The sequence below is a fragment of the Myceligenerans pegani genome (genome assembly GCF_014892515.1).
GTDB lineage: Bacteria > Actinomycetota > Actinomycetes > Actinomycetales > Cellulomonadaceae > Myceligenerans > Myceligenerans pegani.
In genome coordinates this window covers 125,654-147,979 of sequence record NZ_JADBGR010000088.1, presented here as the reverse complement: position 1 = coordinate 147,979, position 22,326 = coordinate 125,654, and the positions used below count along the sequence as shown (strand labels likewise).

Sequence of the window (22,326 nt, the reverse complement as noted above, 5' to 3'; positions counted from 1 at the left end):
CCGGCCTGTCAGCCGGCGCGTCGTCGGGCCGGCTGGGTCCGGTTCGGGTCCGGCGTGCCGTGCCGTCAGGCCTGGGCCGGGACCTCGGCGGCCTTCGGGTCCGGGCCGAAGCGGTTCTGGCCGGCGGTGCCGGGCAGGGCCATCAGGACGAGCACGATGATCGGGCCGACGAACGGGATGAGGCCCAGCAGGATGAAGAACCCGGACTTGTCGCTGTCGTGCAGGCGGCGGACCGACACGGCGAGGGACGGCAGGAACAGGCCGAGCGCGATGATCGAGACGATCACGTACCCGACGACCATCATCGGCGGCACCGTCGTCGCGGTGGGGTCGGTCGCCGTGGCCGCGGACATCTGGCCGATCGCGGGGAAGACGAAGATCGCCTCGACGAGGAGGATGACGACCGTGTAGGCCAGCGCGTACCACCAGTACTCCGACAGGCGCGCCCGGCCGTTGAAGTCCGCATACTTGGACAGCACGGTCCGGATCGACTCCATGAAGGACATGTGAGACCTCTCTGTGACGGGGGTGATGACCGACATCACCCATTCGGCACACAGTCTGGCGGCTCGCACAGATTCTTCACACCGTTTCCGGCCTTCCACGGGCAAAACTCCACGATCCGACGCCGAATCGTTATGACTCCGGGGGGACTCGCGCGTGCCGCGGCTCCGGAGACGACGGAGGCTGCGACAGAGGAGACGCCAGAAACGGGCCGTGGCGGCGGNCCCGCCGCCACGGCCCGTCGTCGACACGTCACCGCCCGGGGCCGGGTCCGCCCGGAGAGACTCCGCACGGACGCGGCCCACAGCGGATCGCCGTCGTGCCCGCCGCCGGTCAGTACCCCGTGCTCGTCGGCTCCGGGTAGTACTGCGCGTACTTGCGCCGGTAGTTCTGCGTGATCGCCTCGACGATCAGGCGCCGCTTGAGGCCGCTGTCCCGGTCGTACTTCAGCGGGTTGACGACCTTGCCCTCGGACTTCAGGCGCTTGAGGCGGGCCTTGAGCTCCGGGTCGAGCACGTACCTCAGCAGCAGCCCGAACGGCACCACCGTGTACAGCACCTCGCTCGTCGCCCGCAGCGGCTGGATCGGCCGCCCCAGCACCTGGTCCTCCACGAGCACGCGCGCCACGTTGGCCCCGCCGGCGGTCACGTAGAAGTTGTTCCGCCCGATGCGCGGGTTCACCTCGAAGTACACGTGCCTGCCCGTGCGCGGGTCGAGCTTGTAGTCGAAGTTCGCGAAGCCCACGTAGTCCGTCGCGTCGAGGAACCGGGTGGCCGCCTCCATGGCGTCGTCGTACGGCTCCACGAGGATCGCGGCCGGGATGCCGAGCGTGCCGGGCGTGTGCTCCTCCAGCAGCACCCGGCCCGTGGCGAGCAAGGTCACCGTGCCCGACGCGTCGCGGTACGCGGTGAGCGACCGCATCTGCGTCTCGTCGCCCGGGATGAACTCCTGCACCAGGAACGCGCTCGGGTAGCCGGCGTCGACGAGGTGCCCCAGCACCTCGTCGAGTTCCGCGCGGTCGTTCAGGTGGTGGATCTTCGCCTTGCCCGGGAACGACACGTAGTGCCAGTCCGCACTGTTGGACGGCTTGCCGATGAGGGGGAACTGGAGGTCGAGCTCCAGGTCCGCCACGGCGGCGCGCCCGCCGCCGGCGACGAGCTTCGGGATGTCCGCCACGACGGTCCGCGGCGTGGGGATGCCGAGCCGCTCGCACACCTCGGCGAAGCCCTCCTTGCTGGAGACCTGCTCCAGTACTTCCAGGCTCGGGTACGGCGTCACGAACCCGGCCGCGTCGAGCCGCTCGCGGTGCACGATGACCTCGCGGACGAACCAGTCCGCGTTGGTCAGCAGGATCGGCCGCTTGCCCGCGTGCCGGCGGGCGACCTCCTCCAGCGACGACAGGAACGTCTCCGTGTCGTCCAGGCCCGGCACGACGACGTTCTCCACGATCGCCGAGTCCTGCATCGGCCGGGTCGCGACCGACGACAGGACCACGCCCGTGATCCCGTACTGCTCGTGGAACGCCCGCACCAGGGCATAGGTGCCGACGTCACCGCCGACCCCCACCGCGATCGTGTTGTCGCCGGTGATCGAGGCGGCCGGCGACCCCGCGCCGCCCGCCTCGTTCAGATCCTTGGGGAATCCCCTCACGCCTCAGCCTCCGTGCGGTCACCTGACCAGTCGGTGTGGAACGTGCCGTCGCGGTCCGTGCGACGGTACGTGTGCGCACCGAAGAAGTCCCGCTGCGCCTGCACGAGAGCTGCGGGAAGACGCGGCGCGCGCACCGCATCGTAGTAGGCCAGGGACGAGGAGAACGCCGGGGTGGGGATACCCGCCTGCGCGGCACCGGCGACGACGCGGCGCCAGGACGCCAGGCCGGCGCTGACCGCGTCGGCGAAGTACTCGTCGGCGATGAGCAGCGGCAGGTCCTCGGCACGCTCGTACGCCTCGGTGATCCGGTTCAGGAACCCGGCGCGGATGATGCAGCCGCCCCGCCAGATGCGGGCCATCGCCCCGCGGTCGATGTTCCAGCCGTACTCGGCCGACGCCGCCGCGATCTGGTCGAAGCCCTGCGAGTAGGCGACCACCTTGGACGCGTAGAGCGCCTGGCGGACGTCCTCCACGAAGGCGTCGCGGTCCTTCACCTCCCAGCCGGCGGTGTGCCCGGGCAGGTTCGCGGCGGCCTCGCGCTGCGGCACCGAACCGGACAGGGAGCGGGCGAACGTGGCCTCGGCGATGCCGGTGATCGGGACGCCGAGGTCGAGCCCGTTCTGCACGGTCCAGCGCCCGGTGCCCTTCTGCTCGGCCTGGTCCAGCACGACGTCGACGAACGCCTGGCCCGTGGCCGCGTCCTGGTGCCGCAGCACCTCCGCGGTGATCTCCACGAGGAACGAGGCGAGATCGCCCCGGTTCCACTCGGCGAAGATGTCGCCGATCTCGGCCGCCGACGCGCCCAGGCCCTGCCGCAGCAGGTCGTACGCCTCGGCGATGAGCTGCATGTCGGCGTACTCGATGCCGTTGTGCACCATCTTGACGAAGTGACCCGCGCCGTCGGGCCCGACGTGCGTGCAGCAGGGCACGCCGTCGACGTGGGCCGAGATCTTCTCCAGGATCGGCCCCAGGGACTCGTACGACTCGGCCGTGCCGCCCGGCATGATCGAGGGGCCGTTCAGCGCGCCCTCCTCGCCGCCGGACACGCCCGTGCCCACGAAGTGCAGGCCGTGGGCCGCCAGCGCCTTCTCCCGGCGGATCGTGTCGGGGAAGTGCGCGTTCCCGGCATCGACCACGATGTCGCCCTCCTCCAGGAGGGGCACCAGCTCGTCGATCACCGCGTCGGTCGGGGCGCCCGCCTTGACCATGACCACGACCTTGCGCGGCCGCTCCAGCGACGCGACGAAGTCCTCCAGCGATTCCGACGGCACGAAGTCGCCCTCGTCGCCGTGCTCCGCCACGAGGGATTCGGTACGGGCGTAGGAGCGGTTGTGCACCGCCACCGTGAACCCGTTCCGGGCGAAGTTCCGGGCCAGGTTGCGGCCCATGACCGCCAGGCCGGTGACGCCGATCTGTGCTCGTGCTGACAATGTGCGCTCCTGTCGTGCGGACGGATCAGTCCCGGCCAGCCTAGTTCCGCCCGCGCGACGTGCCAGGGCGTGTCCACCTCCTGACCGGACCGGCGCGGCGCCCGGTAGCGTCGGGGCCGTGACGAACGAGACGACAACCGCCACGACCTCCGCGCCCGTGGTCGTGGCCGGCGCCGGCGGCTACGTCGGCCTCCGGCTGGTCGCCGCCCTCGCGCGCACCGGTCGCACGGTGCTCGCCGCGTCCCGCCGGCCGCTCCCGGCACTCGTGCCCGGCGGCGGTCCGAGGCCGGGCCTCGTCCGCCCCGTGACCTACGCCGACGCCGCCGGACTCGGCGACGCCGTCCGGGACACCTGCGCCCGCGACGGCCTCCCGCTCCCCGGCGGGGTCGCCGCCGCCATCGGCGGCTGGCAGCTCGGCGCACGCCTGCTCGACGAGCCCGACCTCGACGGCTGGCGCGCCACCCTCGACAGCCACCTGACCGCCCACCTCGCCACCGTCCGCGCCCTCGTCCCGCTCCTGCGGGACTCCGCGCACCCGGACCCCGCCTACGTCGTGCTCAACGGCGCCGCCCGCGCCGAACCGATGGCGGGCTCGGGAGCGATCAACGTCACGGGCGCCGGCCTCGCGATGCTGATCCAGGTACTGAACCTGGAGGAGACGGCGCCCGGAACGGGCGACGACGCATCCGGGTCCGGGCGCGTCCGCTTCCACGAACTCGTCGTCGACCACGCGGTCGCCGGCGACGACCGCAACGTCACCCCCGACCGGACGGTCCCCCCGGCCGCCGTCGCCACGGCCCTGACCACGATCCTCGACAACCCGGCCACCCCCGCCGTCGTCCACGTCTGAGCCCCTCGCGACCGCACGGCATCCCGCCGGCCGCGCGTGTGAGGTTGGTCTCCGGGGCGTGAGGGGCGCGGGCGGCGACGGTAACGTGGGATGCCGTGACAGTCACCGACCACGGCGCGCCGACCACCACCCGTTCCCTGACGGGGGTCCGGCCCGAGGTCCCGGCGGACCGGCTCGTCGACGACATGGTCCCGCCGCCCCACTTCGCCTCCGCCCGGTTCTCCACCTACCGCGCCAACCCCGGCCACGCCAGCCAGGCTCGCGCCCTGGCCCGGCTCGAGGAAGTCGCCGGACAGGTCGTCGCCGGCGCCCGGCCCAGGCCCTTCGCCGTCTTCCGCAGGAAGACCTCCGCCCCCGCCGTCTACCTCGACGGCGGGTTCGGCGTCGGCAAGACGCACCTCCTGACCTCCCTCGCCCACGCCGTGACCGCCGAGCTCGGCGAGGCCGCGGTCACCTACGGCACCTTCGTCGAGTACACCAACCTCGTCGGGGCACTCGGCTTCCTCCCCACCGTCGAGGCCCTCGCCGCCCGGCGCCTCGTGTGCATCGACGAGTTCGAGCTCGACGACGCCGGCGACACCACCCTCATGTCCCGCCTCCTGCGCGAGCTCGCCGACCGCGGCGTGGCGCTCGCGGCCACCTCCAACACCCTGCCCGACGCCCTCGGCGAGGGCCGCTTCGCCGCCGAGGACTTCCTCCGCGAGATCCAGGCGCTCGCGGCGCGCTTCGAGGTGCTGCGGGTCGACGGCGAGGACTACCGGCACCGGTCCGTCGTGACCGACACGCGGCCGCTGCCGGACCCCGAGGTCGCCGCGGCCGTGGCCGGCCGGGACGGCGCCACCCTCGACGCGTTCGACGACCTGCTCGCGCACCTCGCCACGGTCCACCCGTCGCGGTACGGCGCCCTCCTGGACGGCGTGCGGCTCGTGGCGCTGACCGGCGTGCGGCCCGTGACGCGGCAGGACGTGGCGCTGCGGCTGGTCGTGCTCGTCGACCGGCTCTACGACCGGGACGTCCCCGTGCTGCTCGGCGGATCGGGCGAGCACGGCCTGTTCACGCCCGAGATGCTCGCGGGCGGCTACCGCAAGAAGTACTACCGCGCGCTCTCCCGCCTGGGCGCGCTGGCGGAAGAGGGCCGCCGCCTGAGCCGCGTTCCGGGGACGCCGTCGGTCTGATCGGTCGTACAGCGCGCCGGGACTCCTCGCGCCGGGGCGCTCAGTCCGCCCGGAGCACCGCGACCATGCGCGGCGGGACCGTCAGCGTGTCGCCGACGAGGCGGGTGGCGCCCGGTTCCCAGGCGGCCTGGAGGCGGAACTCCTGGGGCGACGGCGCGCCGATGGCGCCCTCGCCCGGCCGCAGCAGCGTCGAGATCCGCAGGGCCGCCAGCGCCCCCGACGTGTTCAGCACGAGGGCGCCCCGCCCCCGCACGACGGCCAGGACGGTCGAGTCCGTGGACGAGCGGATGTCCAGCGGCAGCTCGAGCTCCGTGACGATCGCGCGGCGCAGCCGCAGCAGCACGCGCGCCCACTTGGCCAGGCGCAGCTCCTCGGCCGTGCGCGGCACGACGGGCAGGTGCTCCGTGTCGAGGACGAGCGGCGTCCCGGCGAGCACGGCGAAGGCCAGCAGGCTGGCGCGGACGTCGACGTCGTCCACGTCGAGCAGGGCGCGGGCCGGGCTCTCCTCGTCCGCCCAGGGCACGGCGAGCGCCGCGCCCGGCATCCGGGTGATGTCCTCGACGACGGCGGCCCCGGCGCGCCGCATGCTGCGCCGGTTGTGGCGCGGCCCCTGCCGGGCGGCGCGGCGCACGGACGGCGCGAGGGTCTCCGCGAGCATGCGCACGGTGGCCATGTGCTCGGGGCGTCCGGGCTGCAGCAGCAGGCCGGCGACGGTGCTGGTGAGACGGTCGCTCAGGCCGGGGCCGTCGAGGTAGAGGGCGTACCGGCGCTGGGCCCGTTCGCCCTCGTGGACCACGGAGTCGGCGAGTTCCTGGACGAACGGGATCTGCGCGCGGTCGGCGAGCGCGGGCGTGTCGAGCACGATCCCGTCGAGGTGGAACGTGTGGAACCAGTGGCGCGCGTTGTCGATGAGGAACCCGCGAGGGCCGAGGCTGCCGCTGCCGTCGAGGTTGATGCGGGTGAGCGCGGCGTCGGTGCGCATCGTGGGGCCGGAGCCGATGCGGGCGGGTGGCCGGCCGGGGCGGCGCAGGCGCGCGGCGCCGAGGGCGGCGCTCAGGTTGATCGGCCCGGTGCGGGGGCGGGCGAGCGGGATCTGGCCGGTGCGGGGCCGCATGGCCTGGGCGGCGCGGGTGGCGGCGATCTGGTCGTCCACCCGGGTGCGGGGCCGGGTGGGCTGCCGGCCGGTCGAGTAGGGGCCGAACGCGTCGAGGCCGAGCTCGTCGGTGACGGCCCAGCGGTAGGGCACGTTGAGCACGACGGCGAGCTTGGCCTGGTGCGCGGCGTCGACGAGGCGTTGCAGGCCGGAGGGGCCGCCGAGGTCCTGCGCCACCGAGTGGAGCCGGACACCGCCGGCCGGGCCCTCGTCGGGGTCGTAGGCGGCGACGGGGGCGATCTCGATGCCGTCGACGCCGAGGCCGGCGATGTCGGGCAGATGGCGGGCGACGTCGTCGAACGTGCCGCCGGGGGTGAAGGTGGCGACGTCGACGTGCAGCAGCACGCCGGCAGTCAGGTCGGGGGGCGACCAGGCACCGTCGGACCACTCGAAGACCGTCGGGTCGAAGACCCGGCTGGGGCCGTGGATGCCGTCGGGCAGCCAGACCGACCGGGGGTCGGGCAGGAGGGGGCCGCCGTCGACGGAGAAGCCGTACTCGGTGCCGTGGGGGAGGTCGACGTCGGCTCCCCAGCTGCCGGGGTGGTCGGCGCCGACCAGGCGCAGGGGCAGGTGCTCCGGCTCCTCGTCCGGGTCGTACGGCAGGAGGACCTCGACCACGCGGGCGCGTGGCGCCCACACCACGGGGCGGCGGCCGGGGACGGACGACTCGGGGGCGGTGCCGGGCGGGGGAGGGGACCCGAAGGACGGGTCGGAGCTCGAGCCGGTCACGGCGGCAAGCCTAGTCGGCTGCGCGAGAAGGGCGAGTCGACCCGGACCCGGACGCCCGGGCGGCCGGGTCGCGGGCGGGGCGGGTGAGAACGACCACGCTGTGTCCGGTCACCGGCAGGGTGGCGCCCGCGCCGAGTTCGGTGCCCGGAACCGCGTTGTCGTCCGTGTCGAGCACCACCGTCCACGCGGCTCCGTAGCCCTCGGGGGGCAGCGTGAAGTCCAGGCGTTCGGAGTGGGCGTTGAGCAGCAGGAGGAACGAGTCGTCCACGATGGGTTCGCCGCGGCCGTCCGTCTCGGTGATCGCGTCGCCGTTGAGGAAGACGGTGACGGTGCGGGCGTAGGACGTGTGCCAGTCGGTGTCGTCCATCCGGTCGCCGGTCAGGTCGAGCCACTCGATGTCGGCCAGGGCGCCGACGCGCGTGCCCTCGAAGAAGCGCCGCCGGCGCAGTACGGGGTGGTCGCGGCGCAGGCGGACCGTGCGGCGTGCGAAGTCGAGCAGCTCGTCGTCGGGCTTGTCCCAGTCCATCCACGTGAGCTCGTTGTCCTGGCAGTACGCGTTGTTGTTGCCGTGCTGGGTGCGGCCGAGCTCGTCGCCGTGGGAGAGCATGGGCACGCCCTGGCTCAGCAGCAGCGTGACGAGGATGTTGCGGCGCTGCCGGGCACGGAGGCGGTTGACGCCGGCGTCGTCGGTGGGCCCCTCGGCGCCGCAGTTCCAGGAGCGGTTGTGGCTCTCGCCGTCGGCGTTCCCCTCGCCGTTCGCCTCGTTGTGCTTGCTGTTGTAGGAGACCAGGTCGGTGAGCGTGAACCCGTCGTGGGCCGTGACGAAGTTGATCGACGCCACGGGACGCCGGCCGGTGTGCTCGTACAGGTCGCTGCTGCCGGTGAGGCGGCTGGCCAGCTCGGGCAGGGTCGCCGGTTCCCCGCGCCAGAAGTCGCGCACGGTGTCGCGGTACCGTCCGTTCCACTCGGTCCACAGCGGCGGGAACCCGCCCACCTGGTACCCGCCGTCGCCCAGGTCCCACGGCTCGGCGATGAGCTTGACCTGGGAGACCACCGGGTCCTGGTGGACGATGTCGAAGAAAGCCGACAGGCGGTCCACCTCGTGGAACTGGCGGGCCAGGGTCGCGGCCAGATCGAACCGGAAGCCGTCGACGTGCATCTCCTCCACCCAGTACCGCAGGGAGTCCATGATGAGCTGGAGCACCGCAGAGGAGTGCATGAGCAGGGAGTTCCCGGTGCCCGTGGTGTCGAAGTAGTGCGCCTTGTCGTCGTCGACGAGGCGGTAGTAGGCGGCGTTGTCGATCCCGCGGAAGCCCAGGGTCGGGCCCAGGTGGTTGCCCTCGGCCGTGTGGTTGTAGACGACGTCGAGCAGCACCTCGATGCCGGACTCGTGCAGCGCCTTGACCATGGCCTTGAACTCCATGACCTGCTGGCCGCGCGTTCCGTAGCCCGCGTACCCGTTGTGCGGGGCGAAGTAGCCGATGGTGTTGTAGCCCCAGTAGTTGGTCAGGCCCTTCGCCCGCAGCGACGGGTCGGTGACGAACTGGTGCACCGGCATGAGCTCGACCGCGGTCACGCCGAGGCTCGCCAGGTGGTCGAGCACGGCCGGCTGGGCCAGGGCGGCGTAGGTGCCGCGCAGCTCGGGCGGGACGTCCGGGTGCCGCATCGTCATGCCGCGCACGTGCGCCTCGTAGATGACGCTGTCGTGGTAGTCCGTGGCCGGCGGGCGGTCGTGGCCCCAGTCGAAGAACGGGTTGACCACGACCGAGGTCATGGTGTGCCCGGCGGAGTCCGTCGTCGTCGGTACCGCCCCACGGGCCGTGGCGTCGGCGGGCCGGTCGAGCGGGTAGGAGAACAGCGCCGCGTCGCCGTCGACGTCGCCGTCCATCGCCTTGGCGTACGGGTCCAGGAGGAGCTTGGCCGGGTTGCAGCGGTGGCCGCGGGCAGGATCGTACGGACCGTGCACGCGGTAGCCGTAGCGGGTCCCGGGGCCGACGCCGGGCAGGTACACGTGCCAGACGTGGGCGTCCACCTCGGTCACGTCCACTCGGGTCTCGGTGCCGTCGTCGGCGACGAGGCACAGCTCCACCCGCTCGGCGACGCCGGAGAAGAGCGCGAAGTTCGTGCCGGTGCCGTCGAAGGTGGCCCCCAGGGGGTACGCGCGGCCGGGCCAGGTCTGCATACGGAGCATCATCACACCTGCCCCGGCGCCACGCCCAGAGCCTCCGCGCCGTGTCGCGCCGCGGCGCGTGCTGCGGGGCCGCGCCGGTTGCGCGGGGTGTTGTTGCTGGTCAGAGTGCGAACACAGTGTGTCGAGGCGGTGTCGTGCCCGTGGGTGATCGCTCCTGCGCGGGCATCTGCCGTCGTCGGCTGCAAGGATCGATACATGGTGATCGAGGTTGGGGAGTCGCAGGCGAACGGTTCCGACGCGGAGTCCGGGGCCGAGGAGGCGGGTGTCGAGGGCGCCGCACCGTCGGCGATCGGCGCGGAGCTGGCCGAGGAGTCGCCGGCGTCGTACGCGCGGATCGCACCGCGGCCGCCGAAGCGGCGTCCGACGCGGAGCGAACTGCTGGGCGGCGGCGACGCGACGAAGGCGCCGAAGCGCCTCGCGGCGGAGGAACTGCACCCGATGACGGGGGACTCGAGCGGCGTCTCCTGGGACGACCCGGAGGAACTGTAGGCGCCGAGGCGGCGCCTGGCCGACGGCGCGCGGCGGGTCCGGTGATCGGTCCCGGGGCCGAAGCGCGTGCGCCGGACGACGAGGTCCGTGGCGGCCCGTAACCTGGGCGCCGTGGAAGACACCTCGCCCGTCAGCGCCGCGATGCACCGCGCGAAGGCCGACGCCCGCGCCTCCCACGTGACCGTGGGCGAGCTGCGGCACCTGCCCGGGGGCCGGGTGGAGACCGACTGCTCCTGCGGGATGGTGCTGACCAACGGGCCCGACTGGTCGCTCGACGAGCACATCCGCCTGCACCGGGCGGAGGCGCGCTACCTGGCCGTGAGCCAGGTCGCGCCGCCCGGGATGCCCCGCCTCATCGAGGTGGGGGCCGACCGCCGGCCGGGGTGACGAGGCGGCGGTCCGGATCTGCGACAATCTCCCCATTCTTCCCAGCTGAGCAGCACGGAGATTGATTGATGGACCGACCCTCGCCTCGTTCGACCACGCTCGACCCGACGCCGCAGGAACCGGAACCCGCGTCGCCGGACCCGGAGGAGGCGGACGAGGCGGCGCCGGACGACGAGGCGTCGAGCCCCGGCCCATCCGCCGAGGAAGCGTCCAGGAACGAGGCGACGGCCGACGAGACGGCGCCGGTCGAGTCGTCGGCATCGGTCGAGGCGCCGGCAGCTGAGACGCCGGCTGCCCCGCTGCCGAGCGACGGTGCGCCGGACGGGTCCGGCACGACTCCCGAGATGCTCGGTGATGACGTTCCCGGCGATGAAGTGCCCGGCGACGAGGCGCCCACAGCGGAGCCGTCGGAATCCCGGGCGCCGGACAGGGCCCGGCGCACCGACGCCGAGGATCGGCCGGAGCCGTCGGAGTCCGACGGCCCGGAGACGACTGTGCCTCACCCCGGGCCCGAGGTGCCGGCCGATGCCGCGACGGTCGGCGGCCCGGACGGCCGGGACGACGCCGGAGCGGACCCGGCCGACGACGACCCGGCCGACCCGGCCGACGACGTCGACCCGGCCGATGCCGGCCTGGCCGGCGATGCCGACGACGCGGCCGATGCCGATGTCGACCTGGTCGACGACGGGAAGTCCGAGACGGCCTTCGCCGCGCCGATCGACGTGCAGGTGATCGCACTGGCTCTGGTCGAGGCCGCGACGGAGGACGCGGCCCGGGTGAGCCCTGCGCCCACCGCGCCGGCGACCGACCCCGCACCGCCGTCGGACCCGGCGGCGGAGCCCGCCCCCGTGCCGGACGGGGACGTGCCGCCGTTCCCGATGCCCGCCCCGCCCGCGTCCCCGGCGCGCGATCTCTACGGTTCCGCGCGCACCGCCGTCGTCCGGCGTGCACATGATCTGCGGGGATGGTGGACCGGAGCCGGGCCGGACGGTGAGCCGGCCGGGCACGCCAGGACCGCCACGCGGAACCGCAGGATCGGGATCGGCGCGGTCGCCGCCGTCGTCGTCCTGTTCGCGGTCTACGCGATCGTGGCCGTCGCGCACGCCGACGTCGTGCCGAAGGGAACCACGGTCGCCGGCGCCGAGGTGGGCGGGCAGAGCACCGCCGAGGCGGCCGCGACGCTCGCCGGCGCGCTGGCGGAACTCGCGGCGAAGCCCTTGGAGCTGGTCGCCGGCGAGGCCTCGACCACGCTGGATCCCGTCGCCGCCGGGCTGGCGGTGGACGTGCAGGCCACCGCGGACTCGCTCACCGGATTCAGCCTGAGCCCGGCGCGGATGTGGCGGCACCTGTTCGGGGCCGGGCCCGCCGTCCCGGTCCTCGACGTGGACGACGACGTGTTCGCGTCCGCCGTCGGCGGGCTGGAGGACTCGATGGCCGTCGACCCGGTCGACGGCGCCGTCGAGTTCGCCGGTATCGAGCCGGCGTCGACCCCGGCCCGGGACGGCACGCGGATCGACCCCGGCGCGGCCGGCCGGGCGATCACCTCCGCGTGGCTGGTCGCGGACGGCCCCGTGGAGCTGCCGACACGGGCGGTTCCCCCGGAGATCACGCGGGAGGAGACGGAGGCCGCCGTGGCGCAGGCCGAGCAGATCGTCTCGGGCCCCGTCGAGGTGAAGGTCGGCGGGCAGAGCGCGCAGCTGCCGCCCAAGGTCCTGGCGGCGGCCGTCAGCTTCGTCGAGAAGGACGGCGCGCTCGCCCCGCGGTTCGACGGCGCGACGCTGACGCAGGCGATCGTCGAGCGGACCGACGACCTGCTCACGGCGGCCGAGGGCGCCCAGTTCGGTTTCGCGTCCGGCCGGCCCGAGGTGGTCGGCGGCGAGCTGGGCACCACCCTCGCCGACAAGCCCACCCGCGCCGCGATCCGTGCGGCGGCGCTGGGCGACGACCGTACGGCGACCCTCGAGGTGGTTCGGCAGACCCCCGAGAACTCGACGCAGGCGCTGCGGGCGATGGGGGTGGAGGAGGTCGTCGCGGAGTTCTCCACGCCGCTGACGAGCGACTACGTGCGCACCCAGAACCTGATCCGGGGCGCCGAGATGATCACGGGTGACCTGATCCGGCCGGGCGAGACGTTCTCCCTCGTCTCGGCGCTGTCCCCGATCACCCTGGCGAACGGGTACGTCGCCTCGGGGATGATCATCGGCGGACAGCACATCGACGGTGTCGGGGGCGGCCTGTCGCAGATGGCGACCACCACGTACAACGCCGCGATGATCGCCGGGTTCGAGGACGTGGAGCATCACCCGCACTCGTACTGGTTCGAGCGGTACCCGGCCGGCCGCGAGGCCACGATCGCCGTCGGGAGCAAGGACATGAAGGTGCGGAACAACACGCCGTACGGTGCCGTGCTGCAGTCCTGGGTGGCCGACAACCAGCTCCACGTGCGGATCTGGAGCACGAAGCACCTCAGGAACACCTGGACCGACGGCGAGAAGCGGAACATCGTGCCCGCGGGCGTGGTGAACAGCACGGATCCCGGGTGCGTGGCCTACGCGGGCGGTCAGCCGGGCTTCACGATCACCGTCGACCGCAAGGTCGAGCGGATCAGTGACGGCAAGGTGGTCATCGAGCGCTCGTACACCACCACGTACCGCCCCGACCACGCCCTGGCGTGCGTCGCGCCCCCGCCGCCGGACCCGCCGGAGAACCCGGGAGGCGACGACACGGCGCCGACGCCGCCCGGCCCGGAGGGCTGACGACAGCCGCTCGGTCGGTCACCTCCTGAACGATCGATCGTTCGATCTGCCGATCACTCAGAAAACGACCGACCGAGCGATCCTGTGCGGTCGCGACGCGCGTCTCAGGACGCGATCGCGGAGGCGTGCCGGCGGTTGGCCTCGATGAGCCCGTCGAGCGCGTCGCGCGTGCGGGTCAGGTCCTCGATGCGCTCCGAGAGGCGGTCCCGCTCCGTCCGCAGGCGCAGGAACGCGTCCTCGGTGTTCTCGCGGCTGGGGGTTTCGACGCAGGGCAGGACCTCCGCGATGGTTCTGCTCGACAGGCCCGCCGCGTAGAGACGCTGGAGAAACTCGACGCGGGCCGGGGCGTCGTCGTCGTAGGTGCGCTGGCCGCCGGCACTACGCGTGCTGGCGAGCAGGCCCTGCTCCTCGTAGTAGCGCAGCGAGCGCACGCTCACGCCGCTCCGCGCCGCCAGGTCCCCGATCCGCATGGGTGGCCTCCCGAGATTCGCGTCCCAACCTCGCATCTGACGTCGGTGACAGGTTCCAGCGTAGCCGGGTCCCGCCGTCGTACACCGTCAGCTGTTGACCCGGATGATCTCCCGCTGGTACGGGGCGACGACACTCCCGGAGACGCAGCAGTCCAGGACCAGGAAGCGCCGGGACGTCGCGGGCTCGGCGGCCCAGGAGCCGAGCCGTTCGAGGTCGGCCATCTCGCGCACGACGACGCCCTCGGCCCCGACCCCGGAGGCCAGCGCGGCGAAGTCGACCTCGGGGATCAGCATCGGCTCCCGTGCGAGTCCCTTGAGCCCGTAGAGGTTGACCTCGGCCCCGTACGCCGCGTCGTTCCAGACCACCGCCATGCCGCGGCCGCCCGCGACCCGCACCGCGGACTCGAGGTCGGCCAGCGCCATCAGGCCCCCGCCGTCCCCGGTGGACAGCACGACCGTCGCGCCGGGCCGGGCGAGCGCGGCGCCGGGCACCGAGGGCCAGCCCAGGCCGATGGACTGGAAGGCCGTGCCGACCATCATCATGCGGTCGGGGGCCTCGACGGGCCAGTACATGTTCGCCCAGCCGATGAAGTGGCCGCCGTCCGACACGACGACGCGGTCGGCGGGCAGCAGCTCGCCGATGCGCGCCGCGACCGACCGCGGATCGAGCCGGCCGTCCGCCGCGACGCCGTCGCCCTTCTCGTACTCGCGCAGCGGCGCGATCTCCACGGATTCCCGCCAGCCACTCGGCGCCGCGCCGAGTCGTACGAGCTCGTCGACGACGCCCCGGGCGACCACGTCGGCGTCGCCCCGGACGTAGCCGCCGACGTGGGGATGGGTCGCGGTCGCCGCGACATCGACCTGGAAGACGCGCGTACCCGGCGCGAAGAGGTCGCCGAAACGCATCGTGAACGGGTTCAGCGAGGCGCCGAACACGACGGCGACGTCGGCCTCGCGCACGAGCCGCATCGCGCCCTCGGTGCCGAAGCCCCCGGTCACGCCCAGATCGAACTCGGGACGCGGGAACACCCCGCGGCCGAGCGCCGTCGTGGCCGTCACCGCGCCGACCCGGTCGGCGAGCTCACCGAGCGCGGCGCCGGCACCGGAGATCCACGCGCCGCGGCCCGCCAGAAGGAACGGACGCTCGGCGCCGGCGAGGGCGGCCGCGATCTCGCGGACGGCGCCCGCGCCGAACTCCCCGTGCGGCGCGAGGCGGGTGGGCAGCCGCGGCTCGGGAGTCTCCGGCAGCGGGCCGGCGTCGATCGCGGCGACGTCGTACGGGAGGGCGAGCACGGTCGGCACGCGGTAGGTGAGGGCGTGCTCGATCGCGATGACGGCGGTGGCCGCGGCGTCCGTGCGGCCGACCGTGTAGGTGCGCGCGCCCACGGCGGAGGCGAGCGCGATCTGGTCGACGTCCCACGGCCGCGGCCCGGACGTGGGACCGTCGCCCACGATGAGCACCAGCGGCACGCGGGCCTGCACCGACTCGGCGAGGGCGGTCAGGGTGTTGGTGAAGCCCGCTCCGTAGGTCGCCGTCGCCGCGGCCAGGCGGCCCGAGGCGCGGTGGTAGGCGTCGGCGGCGACCACCCCGCCGGCCTCGTGGCGGACGGCGGTGTAGGAGACCGACGTCGAACGTTCGAGGGCGTCGAGGAAGTAGGCGTTGCCGTTGCCCATCACCCCGAACACCTGGTCGACGTGGGGAGCGAGGGCATGGGCGACGTGCGCGGAGACGGAGGGCATGACCGGGCCTTTCGACCCCCGCCTCGGCGGGGGTGACAACGTACGGAAACAGATGCCGTATGTGTCTCGCGCGTGCCTTCGCGCACGGCTGCGTGCCCCTTTTTCGAGCACCGGCAGGCTCGTTCGTGCCGGACGGCGTGATGATATACGAAGTGGTATCACCGCGCCACCGGGTCAGCGGGCGTCGCGCTCCCGCTCGGCCGAGCCGGGGACGAACCGTGCGGCGAGCGCCTCGGAGCCGCGTGCGAGCAGTCCGACGTCGGCCCCGACCAGCACGAACGACGCGCCCGCCGCGAGGTAGGCGTCCGCGACGACCGGGTCGAACGCGTTGACGCCGACGGGCTTCCCGGCGGCGCGCACGGCGTCGAAGGTCGCGTGCACCGCGGCGACGACGTCGGGATGGGCCTGCTCCCCGAGCCGGCCCATCGACGCCGCGAGGTCGCTGGGGCCCACGAACACGCCGTCGATGCCGTCGACCGTGGCGATCTCCGCGGCCGCGGCCACGGCGTCGGCCGTCTCCACCTGCACGAACAGCGAGACGTGGTAGTCCGCGTCCACGAGGTAGCTGCCGACGCGGTTCCACCGCCCCGAGCGGCCGAGCGCGGAGCCGACGCCGCGGCGGCCGCGCGGCGGATACCGCACCGCGGCGACGGCGGCCTCGGCGTCGGCGGCGGAGTTCACCATCGGCACGAGGAGGTTCTGCGCGCCGAGGTCGAGGACCTGCTTGACGATCACGGCGTCGTTCGCGGGCACCCGCACCACCGGCGTGATCGGGTAGGCGGCGACGGCCTGCAGCTGGGCGAGCACGGACTCCAGCCCGTTCGGGGCGTGCTCCATGTCGACGAGCGTCCAGTCCAGGCCGGAGCCCGCGCAGATCTCGGCGACGAGCGGCGATCCCGCGCACAACCAGACGCCTGCGAGAGGGCGGTCGGCCTCGGCGAGCCGGTCGCGGAAGGTGGGGGTCAGACGAAGCGGCATGTGATGGTTCCCATCGGTCCGTAGTCGGCCAGCACGTCGTCGCCGCGCGAGACCCACATCGGGCGCGTGAACGAGCCCGCCAGGATGATCTCGCCCGCCTCCAGCCGGGCGCCGTGACGGTGGAACTTGTCGGCGAGCCAGGCGACGCCGCGCGCCGGGTGGTCGAGCACGCCCGCGGCGACGCCGGTCTCCTGGATCTCGCCGTTGCGGTACAGCAGGCCCGGCACCCAGCGCAGGTCGATCTCGTCCGGCCGCTTGCGCGTCTCGCCGAGGACCATGGCACCGTAGGCGGCGTTGTCACTGATCGTGTCCACGATCGTGCGCCCCTCGAGCTCGATGTGCGAGTTGAGCACCTCGAGCGCCGGCACCACGTGGTCGGTCGCCGCGAGGACGTCCTCGAGCGTGCAGCCGGGACCCTCCAGGGGCGTGGCGAGCACGAAGGCGAGCTCCACCTCGATGCGCACGTTCGAGAACCGGTCCACCGGGATCTCGGCGCCGCTGGGGTACACCGTGTCGTCGAACATCACGCCGTAGTCGGGCTCGTCGATCCCCGTGGCCTGCTGCATCGCCTTGGACGTGAGGCCGATCTTGCGGCCCACGAGCCGCCGCCCGGCCGCCAGCATCCGGTCGCGCCAGACCCCCTGGATCGCGTAGGAGTCCTCGATCGTCGCGTCCGGGTGGCGGGCGGTGATCCGCGGGATCACCGCGTGTGTGCGGTCGGCCTCGGCGAGTTCCTCGGCGATGGCGGCGACGACGTCCTGGCTGAGCATCTGGTTCCTCTCGGTCCTCTCGCGGCGGCGTGCGGGATCAGAGCTGGTGGCCGAGCTTGTACTCGCCCTGCTTGTACTCCGGCAGGGAGTCCGCGTCGTCGTCGGGCCGCGTGTACGAGAACCCGTCGGCGCCGATGGTGACGGCCATCTCGGAGGTGTCCGTGCGTGCGACGACGGGCTGCGGGTTGCCGTCCAGGTCGAGCACGAGCGACGCCTCGGTGTACCAGCTCGGCACCACCGGGTTGCCCCACCAGTCGCGGCGCTGGTTGTCGTGTACGTCCCAGGTGACCACCGGGTTGTCGGGGTCGCCGGTCCAGTAGTCCTGCGTGTAGATCTCCACCCGGTGCCCGTCCGGGTCACGCAGGTACAGGTAGAAGGCGTTCGACACCCCGTGGCGCCCGGGCCCGCGCTCGATGCAGTCGGAGCGGCGCAGCGCGCCGAGCTTGTCGCAGATCGCCAGGACGTTGTGCTTCTCGTGCGTGGCGAACGCGACGTGGTGCATGCGCGGGCCGTCGCCGCCGGTCATCGCCGTGTCGTGCACCGTCGGCTTGCGGCGCATCCAGGCGGCGTAGACGACGCCGGCGTCGTCCTGGATGTCCTCCGTGACGCGGAAGCCGAGCGACTGCATGAAGTTCACGGCGCGCGGCACGTCGGGGGTGACCTGGTTGAAGTGGTCCAGGCGCACGAGCTCGCCGGGGGAGTGCAGGTCGTAGCGCCACGACAGGCGCTCGACGTGGTCGGTGGCGTGGAAGAACTCGTAGGGGAAGCCGAGGGGGTCGACGACGCGCACGGAGTCGCCGATGCCCAACGCGTAGCCCTCCGGCTCGCGGCGCACCTCGCAGCCGAGCTCGGTGTAGAAGGCGACCGCCCTGTCGAGGTCCTCCGGCGTCCGCACGCGGTAGGAGAAGGCGGCGACGGCGGCCACGTCGCCCTGGCGCAGCACGAGGTTGTGGTGGATGAATTCCTCGGTGGACCGCAGGTAGACGCTCCGCTCGTCCTCCTCGGTGACGTACAGGCCGAGCACGTCGACGTAGAACTCGCGGGAGGCCGCCAGATCCGTGACGACGAGCTCCATGTACGCGCAGCGCACGATGTCGGGCGCCGGCGCGTGCGGCGCCGGGATCGGGTCGTCGCTGTGGATCGGGGCTTCCTGCGAGACGAAGAAGCCGGAGGAGGTGCGGGTCCTGTCGATGCTCATGATGCGTCCTTGCATGCCGGGGGGCCGATGGGTGCGGGTAGCGGTGGCCGGATCAGTGACCGGCGTCGTCCGCCCTGCCGAACGTGGGGTTGTGTACCTTGCCGAGCGTGATGTGCACGGCCTGCTGGTCCGTGTAGAAGTCGATCGAGCGGTAGCCGCCCTCGTGGCCGAGGCCGGACGCCTTGACGCCGCCGAACGGGGTGCGCAGGTCGCGCACGTTGTTCGAGTTGAGCCAGACCATCCCGGCCTCCACGGCCTGGGAGAAGTTGTGCGCCCGCTTGAGGTCGTTCGTCCAGACGTAGGCGGCGAGGCCGTACCGGACGCCGTTGGCGAGTTCGAGGGCCTCGGCCTCGGTGTCGAACGGGGTGATCGCGACGACCGGGCCGAAGATCTCCTCCTGGAAGATGCGGGCGTCGGACTTGACGTCGGCGAACACGGTGGGCGCCACGAAGTTGCCCGTCTCGAATCCCTCGGGCCGGCCGCCGCCGGCGACCAGCCGGCCCTCCGTCCTGCCGAGCTCGATGTAGCTCATGACCTTCGCGAAGTGCTCGGGATGCACCAGTGAGCCGACCTCGGTGGCGGGATCGTGCGGGTAGCCGACGCGCACCCGCTTCGCCTGGGCGGCGTAGCGCTCCACGAACTCGTCGTAGACGCCCCGTTCGACGAGAATGCGCGACCCGGCGGTGCAGCGCTCGCCGTTGAGCGAGAACACCCCGAAGATCGTCGCGTCGATCGCGGCCTCCAGGTCGGCGTCGGCGAAGACGACGGCGGGCGACTTGCCGCCGAGCTCCATCGACAGGCCCTTCAGGTGCGGCGCGGCGTTCGCGAAGATGATCTGCCCGGTCCGGCTCTCCCCGGTGAACGAGATCAGCGGCACGTCCGGGTGCTTGACCAGCGCATCCCCGGCCTCCTCGCCGAGCCCGTTGACCAGGTTGAACACGCCGCGTGGCAGGCCGGCCTCCTCGAAGATCCCCGCCCATAGGGACGCCGAGAGCGGCGTGAACTCCGCGGGCTTGAGGACGACGGTGTTCCCGGTCGCGATCGCGGGCGCGAGCTTCCACGACTCCAGCATGAACGGCGTGTTCCACGGCGTGATGAGGCCGGCGACGCCGATGGGCTTGCGGTTGACGTAGTTGATCTGCCGCCCGGGCACCTTGTAGGTGTCGTCGGCCTGGGCGACGACCAGGTCGGCGAAGAACCGGAAGTTCTCCGCGGCCCGGCGCGCCTGGCCCAGCGCCTGGGTGATCGGCAGGCCGGAGTCGAAGGACTCGAGCTCGGCGAGCCGGGCGTCGCGCGACTCCACGATGTCGGCGATCCGGTGCAGCACCCGCGAGCGCTCGCGGGGCAGCATCCGGGGCCACGGGCCCTCGGTGAACGCGCGGCGGGCGGCGGCGACGGCGGCGTCGACGTCCGCCCGCTTGCCCGCGGCGGCCTGGAGATACGTCTCGTTGGAGACGGGGTCCAGCACGTCGAACGTGGCGCCGTCGGCCGAGTCGGCGAAGGTGCCGTCGATGTAGTGCCGGATGCGCTCCGGGAGGTCCGCGGGGGCGTGGCGCCGCGTGGTCGCGGCGGCGCCGGTCACGGCGGCTGCGTCGGTCATGGTTTCTCCAAGGTGTGCGGTCACGGCGCGGAAAGGCCGAGTGTCTCGTCGGGGTGCTCGTGGATCAGGAACGCGTCGAGCGTCGCGGAGCGGTGGTGGCGGGACGCCTTCTCGATCTCGCCGAGCGGCGCGCCGCTCTCAATGAGCTGGACGATGTGCTCGTGCTCCTGCACGGACTGCCGTGCCCGGCCCGGGACGAAGCTGAAGGTGGACTCGCGCAGGTGCGAGAGCCGGGCCCACTCCGATTCGACCAGCTCGAGCACGCGCGCGTTGGTGCACTTGTGATACAGGACGGAGTGGAACTCGTGGTTGAGCCGCGTGAAGGCGCTCGGGTCGAAGTCCGAGAGCGACTCGGTCATGAGCTCGTTGACGCGGCGGGCACGGCGGAGGTCGTCGGCGGTCAGCCGGCGAGCCGCGAGAGCCGTCGCGGCACTCTCGAGGATCGACAGGGCCTGCATGCTCGCCCGGTACTGGGTGTCGTCGACCATCGAGACCTGCGCACCCACGTTGCGCTCGAACGTCACCAGGCCCTCGGCCTCGAGCTGGCGGATCGCCTCGCGGACGGGGACGACGCTCATGTCGAGCTCCGTGGCGATGCTGCGCAGAACGAGCCGGTAGCCCGGGGTGAAGTCCTGAGCGGAGATCCGCTCCTTGATCCAGTGGTACGCGCGCTGTGACTTGCTCAGGTCCGCTGATGCCTCCGCCGGCGTGGCGGTCAGCTCTTCTCGCGCCATGCGCGATACCTCGCCTTCCATTCGGCGTTCATGGGAAAGAGTCCGTCGATCGGATGTCCCGCCGCGACCTGTTCGGCGATCCAGGAGTCCTGGGCCTCCTGGGCTACGGCGGCCTCGGCCACATCCTCGGCGAGGGCGGGCGGGATCACGACCACGCCGTCGCCGTCGCCGACGATGATGTCGCCCGGCTGGACGGTGGTGCCGCCGCAGGCGACGGTGAGGTCGGCGTCCCACGGCACGTGCTTCCGGCCGAGCACGGCCGGGTGGGCACCGGCGGAGTAGACCGGGATACCGACGGCGGCGACCGCGGCGTGGTCGCGGACGCCGCCGTCGGTGACGATGCCCGCCGCACCGCGCGCGTGGGCGCGGATCGCGAGGATGTCGCCGAGCGTGCCGGAGCCGGTCTCGCCCCGGGCCTCGATCACGATGACCTCGTCCGGGCCGACGGCGTCGAAGGCGCGCTTCTGGGCGTTGTGTCCGCCGCCGTGGGCGGCGAAGAGATCCTCGCGGTTCGGCACGAAGCGAAGTGTCCGGGCCAGTCCCACGAGCCTGGCGCCGGGGTGCATCGGGCGGACGCCGTCGATCGTGGCGTTGTCGATGCCCCGCCTGCGCAGCTGCTGCGACAGCCCGGCGACCGACGCCTCGGAGAGCTTGGCCCGCAACGCGGGAGTGAGTACCGTCCGGTCCTCGGCCGGAGGGAGCCCGGCGGCCTCGCGTGAGCCCCAGGCCTCGACCCGCTGCACGTCGTCGACCACAGGGAGGGATCCCAGGCCCTCGTCGAAGCCGTGGTCTCCCTGCGTGACGGTCGTGACGAGGCGGCCCGACGTCGGCCCGCCGGGTGCGGCCGGCGCGTCCACCTCGACCTCGACGACGTCGCCCGGGACGGCGACCGACGAGCCGGCCGGGGTGCCGGTGAGGATCACGTCGCCCGCCTCGAGGGTGAGGTGCTGGCAGAGGTCCGCGATGATCCGCGGGAACGGGAAGAGCAGCCCGGCCGTCGTGTCGTCCTGGACCACCTTCCCGTTGACCCACGTACGCACGCGCAAGGCAGCGGGATCGAGCCCGTCCGCCGCGACGAGCGAGGGCCCGAGCGGGGTGTAGCCGTCGCGGCCCTTGGCGCGGACGTTCGAGCCGCGGTCGTTCGCGCGCAGGTCGTAGAGGCCGAAGTCGTTGGCCGCGGTCACCCATCCCACATGCGCCCACGCGTCCTCGGGCCGCACGTTTCGCGCGACGGTGCCGATGACCAGGGCGATCTCGCCCTCGAAGGCGAGCAGTTCGGTGCCGGCCGGCCGTTCGACGACGTCGCCCGAGGCGGCGAGCGAGCTCGACGGCTTGAGGAAGTACGACGGGTGCTCCGGACGACGCCCGCGCTGATCGGCGCGCGAGGCGTAGCTCAGGTGCACCGCGACGATCTTGCCCGGCCGGCCGGGTAGTGCGGCGAATCGCGGATCGACGGCGTCCGTCTGACGTGGATCGGTGGTCATGAGCTCCCTCGCTCTTTGCAGCGTATTTCATATCGTAT

General features: G+C 72.9%; 18 protein-coding genes. 5 read left to right on the top strand and 13 right to left on the bottom strand.

From position 1 onward, the window contains the following. Positions 1 to 65: 65 nt before the first annotated feature. From IIE03_RS14025 to gndA, 3 genes are all read right to left on the bottom strand, one after another. On the bottom strand, positions 66 to 506 hold the full coding sequence (locus IIE03_RS14025) for a DUF805 domain-containing protein (protein WP_192863370.1): 441 nt from the start codon (positions 504 to 506) through the stop codon (positions 66 to 68). A 331-nt stretch (positions 507 to 837) separates the two neighbouring features. Continuing rightward, entirely contained in the window at positions 838 to 2,154 is a 1,317-nt protein-coding gene (locus IIE03_RS14020; RefSeq protein ID WP_318842977.1) for a carboxylate--amine ligase, read from the bottom strand. Next, a complete protein-coding gene (gene gndA, locus IIE03_RS14015; protein ID WP_192863369.1) occupies positions 2,151 to 3,584 on the bottom strand; it encodes an NADP-dependent phosphogluconate dehydrogenase in 1,434 nt (477 codons plus the stop codon). Before gndA ends, IIE03_RS14020 begins: the two co-directional genes overlap by 4 nt. 118 nt (positions 3,585 to 3,702) lie before the next feature. Here gndA and IIE03_RS14010 point away from each other — a divergent pair, with 118 nt between their 5' ends. Continuing rightward, positions 3,703 to 4,434 carry a Rossmann-fold NAD(P)-binding domain-containing protein gene (locus IIE03_RS14010; protein WP_192863368.1) on the top strand — a complete coding sequence of 244 codons (732 nt, stop codon included), beginning with the start codon at positions 3,703 to 3,705 and terminating at the stop codon, positions 4,432 to 4,434. Positions 4,435 to 4,529: 95 nt separating this feature from the next. Next, on the top strand, positions 4,530 to 5,609 hold the full coding sequence (zapE, locus tag IIE03_RS14005; protein ID WP_318842976.1) for a cell division protein ZapE: 1,080 nt from the start codon (positions 4,530 to 4,532) through the stop codon (positions 5,607 to 5,609). Positions 5,610 to 5,649: 40 nt separating this feature from the next. On the opposite strand, the gene IIE03_RS14000 is transcribed toward zapE, so the two are convergent. Next, positions 5,650 to 7,491, bottom strand: a complete 1,842-nt coding sequence (locus IIE03_RS14000; RefSeq protein WP_192863367.1) for an alpha-amylase family protein — start codon at positions 7,489 to 7,491, stop codon at positions 5,650 to 5,652. Between the two features lie 10 nt (positions 7,492 to 7,501). Continuing rightward, a complete protein-coding gene (gene glgX / locus IIE03_RS13995; RefSeq protein ID WP_192863366.1) occupies positions 7,502 to 9,673 on the bottom strand; it encodes a glycogen debranching protein GlgX in 2,172 nt (723 codons plus the stop codon). 204 nt (positions 9,674 to 9,877) lie between these two features. On the opposite strand from glgX, the gene IIE03_RS13990 reads away from it, so the two are divergent. The 3 genes from IIE03_RS13990 (at position 9,878) to IIE03_RS13980 (ending at position 13,314) form a co-directional block, all read left to right on the top strand. Then, positions 9,878 to 10,171, top strand: coding sequence for a hypothetical protein (locus tag IIE03_RS13990; RefSeq protein WP_192863365.1), 294 nt, complete (start codon positions 9,878 to 9,880; stop codon positions 10,169 to 10,171). Positions 10,172 to 10,282: 111 nt separating this feature from the next. Then, a complete protein-coding gene (locus IIE03_RS13985) occupies positions 10,283 to 10,558 on the top strand; it encodes a hypothetical protein (protein ID WP_192863364.1) in 276 nt (91 codons plus the stop codon). A 68-nt stretch (positions 10,559 to 10,626) separates the two neighbouring features. Then, positions 10,627 to 13,314 (top strand): VanW family protein, encoded by a 2,688-nt coding sequence (locus IIE03_RS13980; RefSeq protein WP_192863363.1) that lies wholly within the window; start codon positions 10,627 to 10,629, stop codon positions 13,312 to 13,314. 104 nt (positions 13,315 to 13,418) lie between these two features. Here IIE03_RS13980 and IIE03_RS13975 read toward each other — a convergent pair whose 3' ends face one another. From IIE03_RS13975 to IIE03_RS13940, 8 genes are all read right to left on the bottom strand, one after another. Next, positions 13,419 to 13,784 carry a MerR family transcriptional regulator gene (locus IIE03_RS13975; protein WP_192863362.1) on the bottom strand — a complete coding sequence of 122 codons (366 nt, stop codon included), beginning with the start codon at positions 13,782 to 13,784 and terminating at the stop codon, positions 13,419 to 13,421. 87 nt (positions 13,785 to 13,871) lie between these two features. Then, positions 13,872 to 15,524 carry a thiamine pyrophosphate-binding protein gene (locus tag IIE03_RS13970; RefSeq protein ID WP_192863361.1) on the bottom strand — a complete coding sequence of 551 codons (1,653 nt, stop codon included), beginning with the start codon at positions 15,522 to 15,524 and terminating at the stop codon, positions 13,872 to 13,874. A gap of 174 nt (positions 15,525 to 15,698) precedes the next feature. Then, positions 15,699 to 16,502 carry an aldolase/citrate lyase family protein gene (locus IIE03_RS13965; protein WP_192863360.1) on the bottom strand — a complete coding sequence of 268 codons (804 nt, stop codon included), beginning with the start codon at positions 16,500 to 16,502 and terminating at the stop codon, positions 15,699 to 15,701. Beyond that, positions 16,487 to 17,272, bottom strand: a complete 786-nt coding sequence (locus IIE03_RS13960; RefSeq protein ID WP_192863359.1) for a fumarylacetoacetate hydrolase family protein — start codon at positions 17,270 to 17,272, stop codon at positions 16,487 to 16,489. The genes IIE03_RS13965 and IIE03_RS13960 overlap by 16 nt, the downstream gene beginning before the upstream one ends. A 37-nt stretch (positions 17,273 to 17,309) precedes the next feature. Then, complete coding sequence (gene hpaD, locus IIE03_RS13955; RefSeq protein ID WP_192863358.1) at positions 17,310 to 18,470, bottom strand: 3,4-dihydroxyphenylacetate 2,3-dioxygenase; 1,161 nt, start codon at positions 18,468 to 18,470, stop codon at positions 17,310 to 17,312. 52 nt (positions 18,471 to 18,522) lie between these two features. Next, the gene (hpaE, locus tag IIE03_RS13950; RefSeq protein WP_192863357.1) at positions 18,523 to 20,070 is read right to left on the bottom strand and encodes a 5-carboxymethyl-2-hydroxymuconate semialdehyde dehydrogenase; all 1,548 of its coding nucleotides are present in this window, start codon (positions 20,068 to 20,070) and stop codon (positions 18,523 to 18,525) included. A 20-nt stretch (positions 20,071 to 20,090) separates the two neighbouring features. Then, positions 20,091 to 20,804, bottom strand: a complete 714-nt coding sequence (locus IIE03_RS13945; RefSeq protein WP_192863356.1) for a GntR family transcriptional regulator — start codon at positions 20,802 to 20,804, stop codon at positions 20,091 to 20,093. Continuing rightward, a complete protein-coding gene (locus tag IIE03_RS13940) occupies positions 20,786 to 22,288 on the bottom strand; it encodes a fumarylacetoacetate hydrolase family protein (protein WP_192863355.1) in 1,503 nt (500 codons plus the stop codon). Before IIE03_RS13940 ends, IIE03_RS13945 begins: the two co-directional genes overlap by 19 nt. Positions 22,289 to 22,326: the final 38 nt, after the last annotated feature.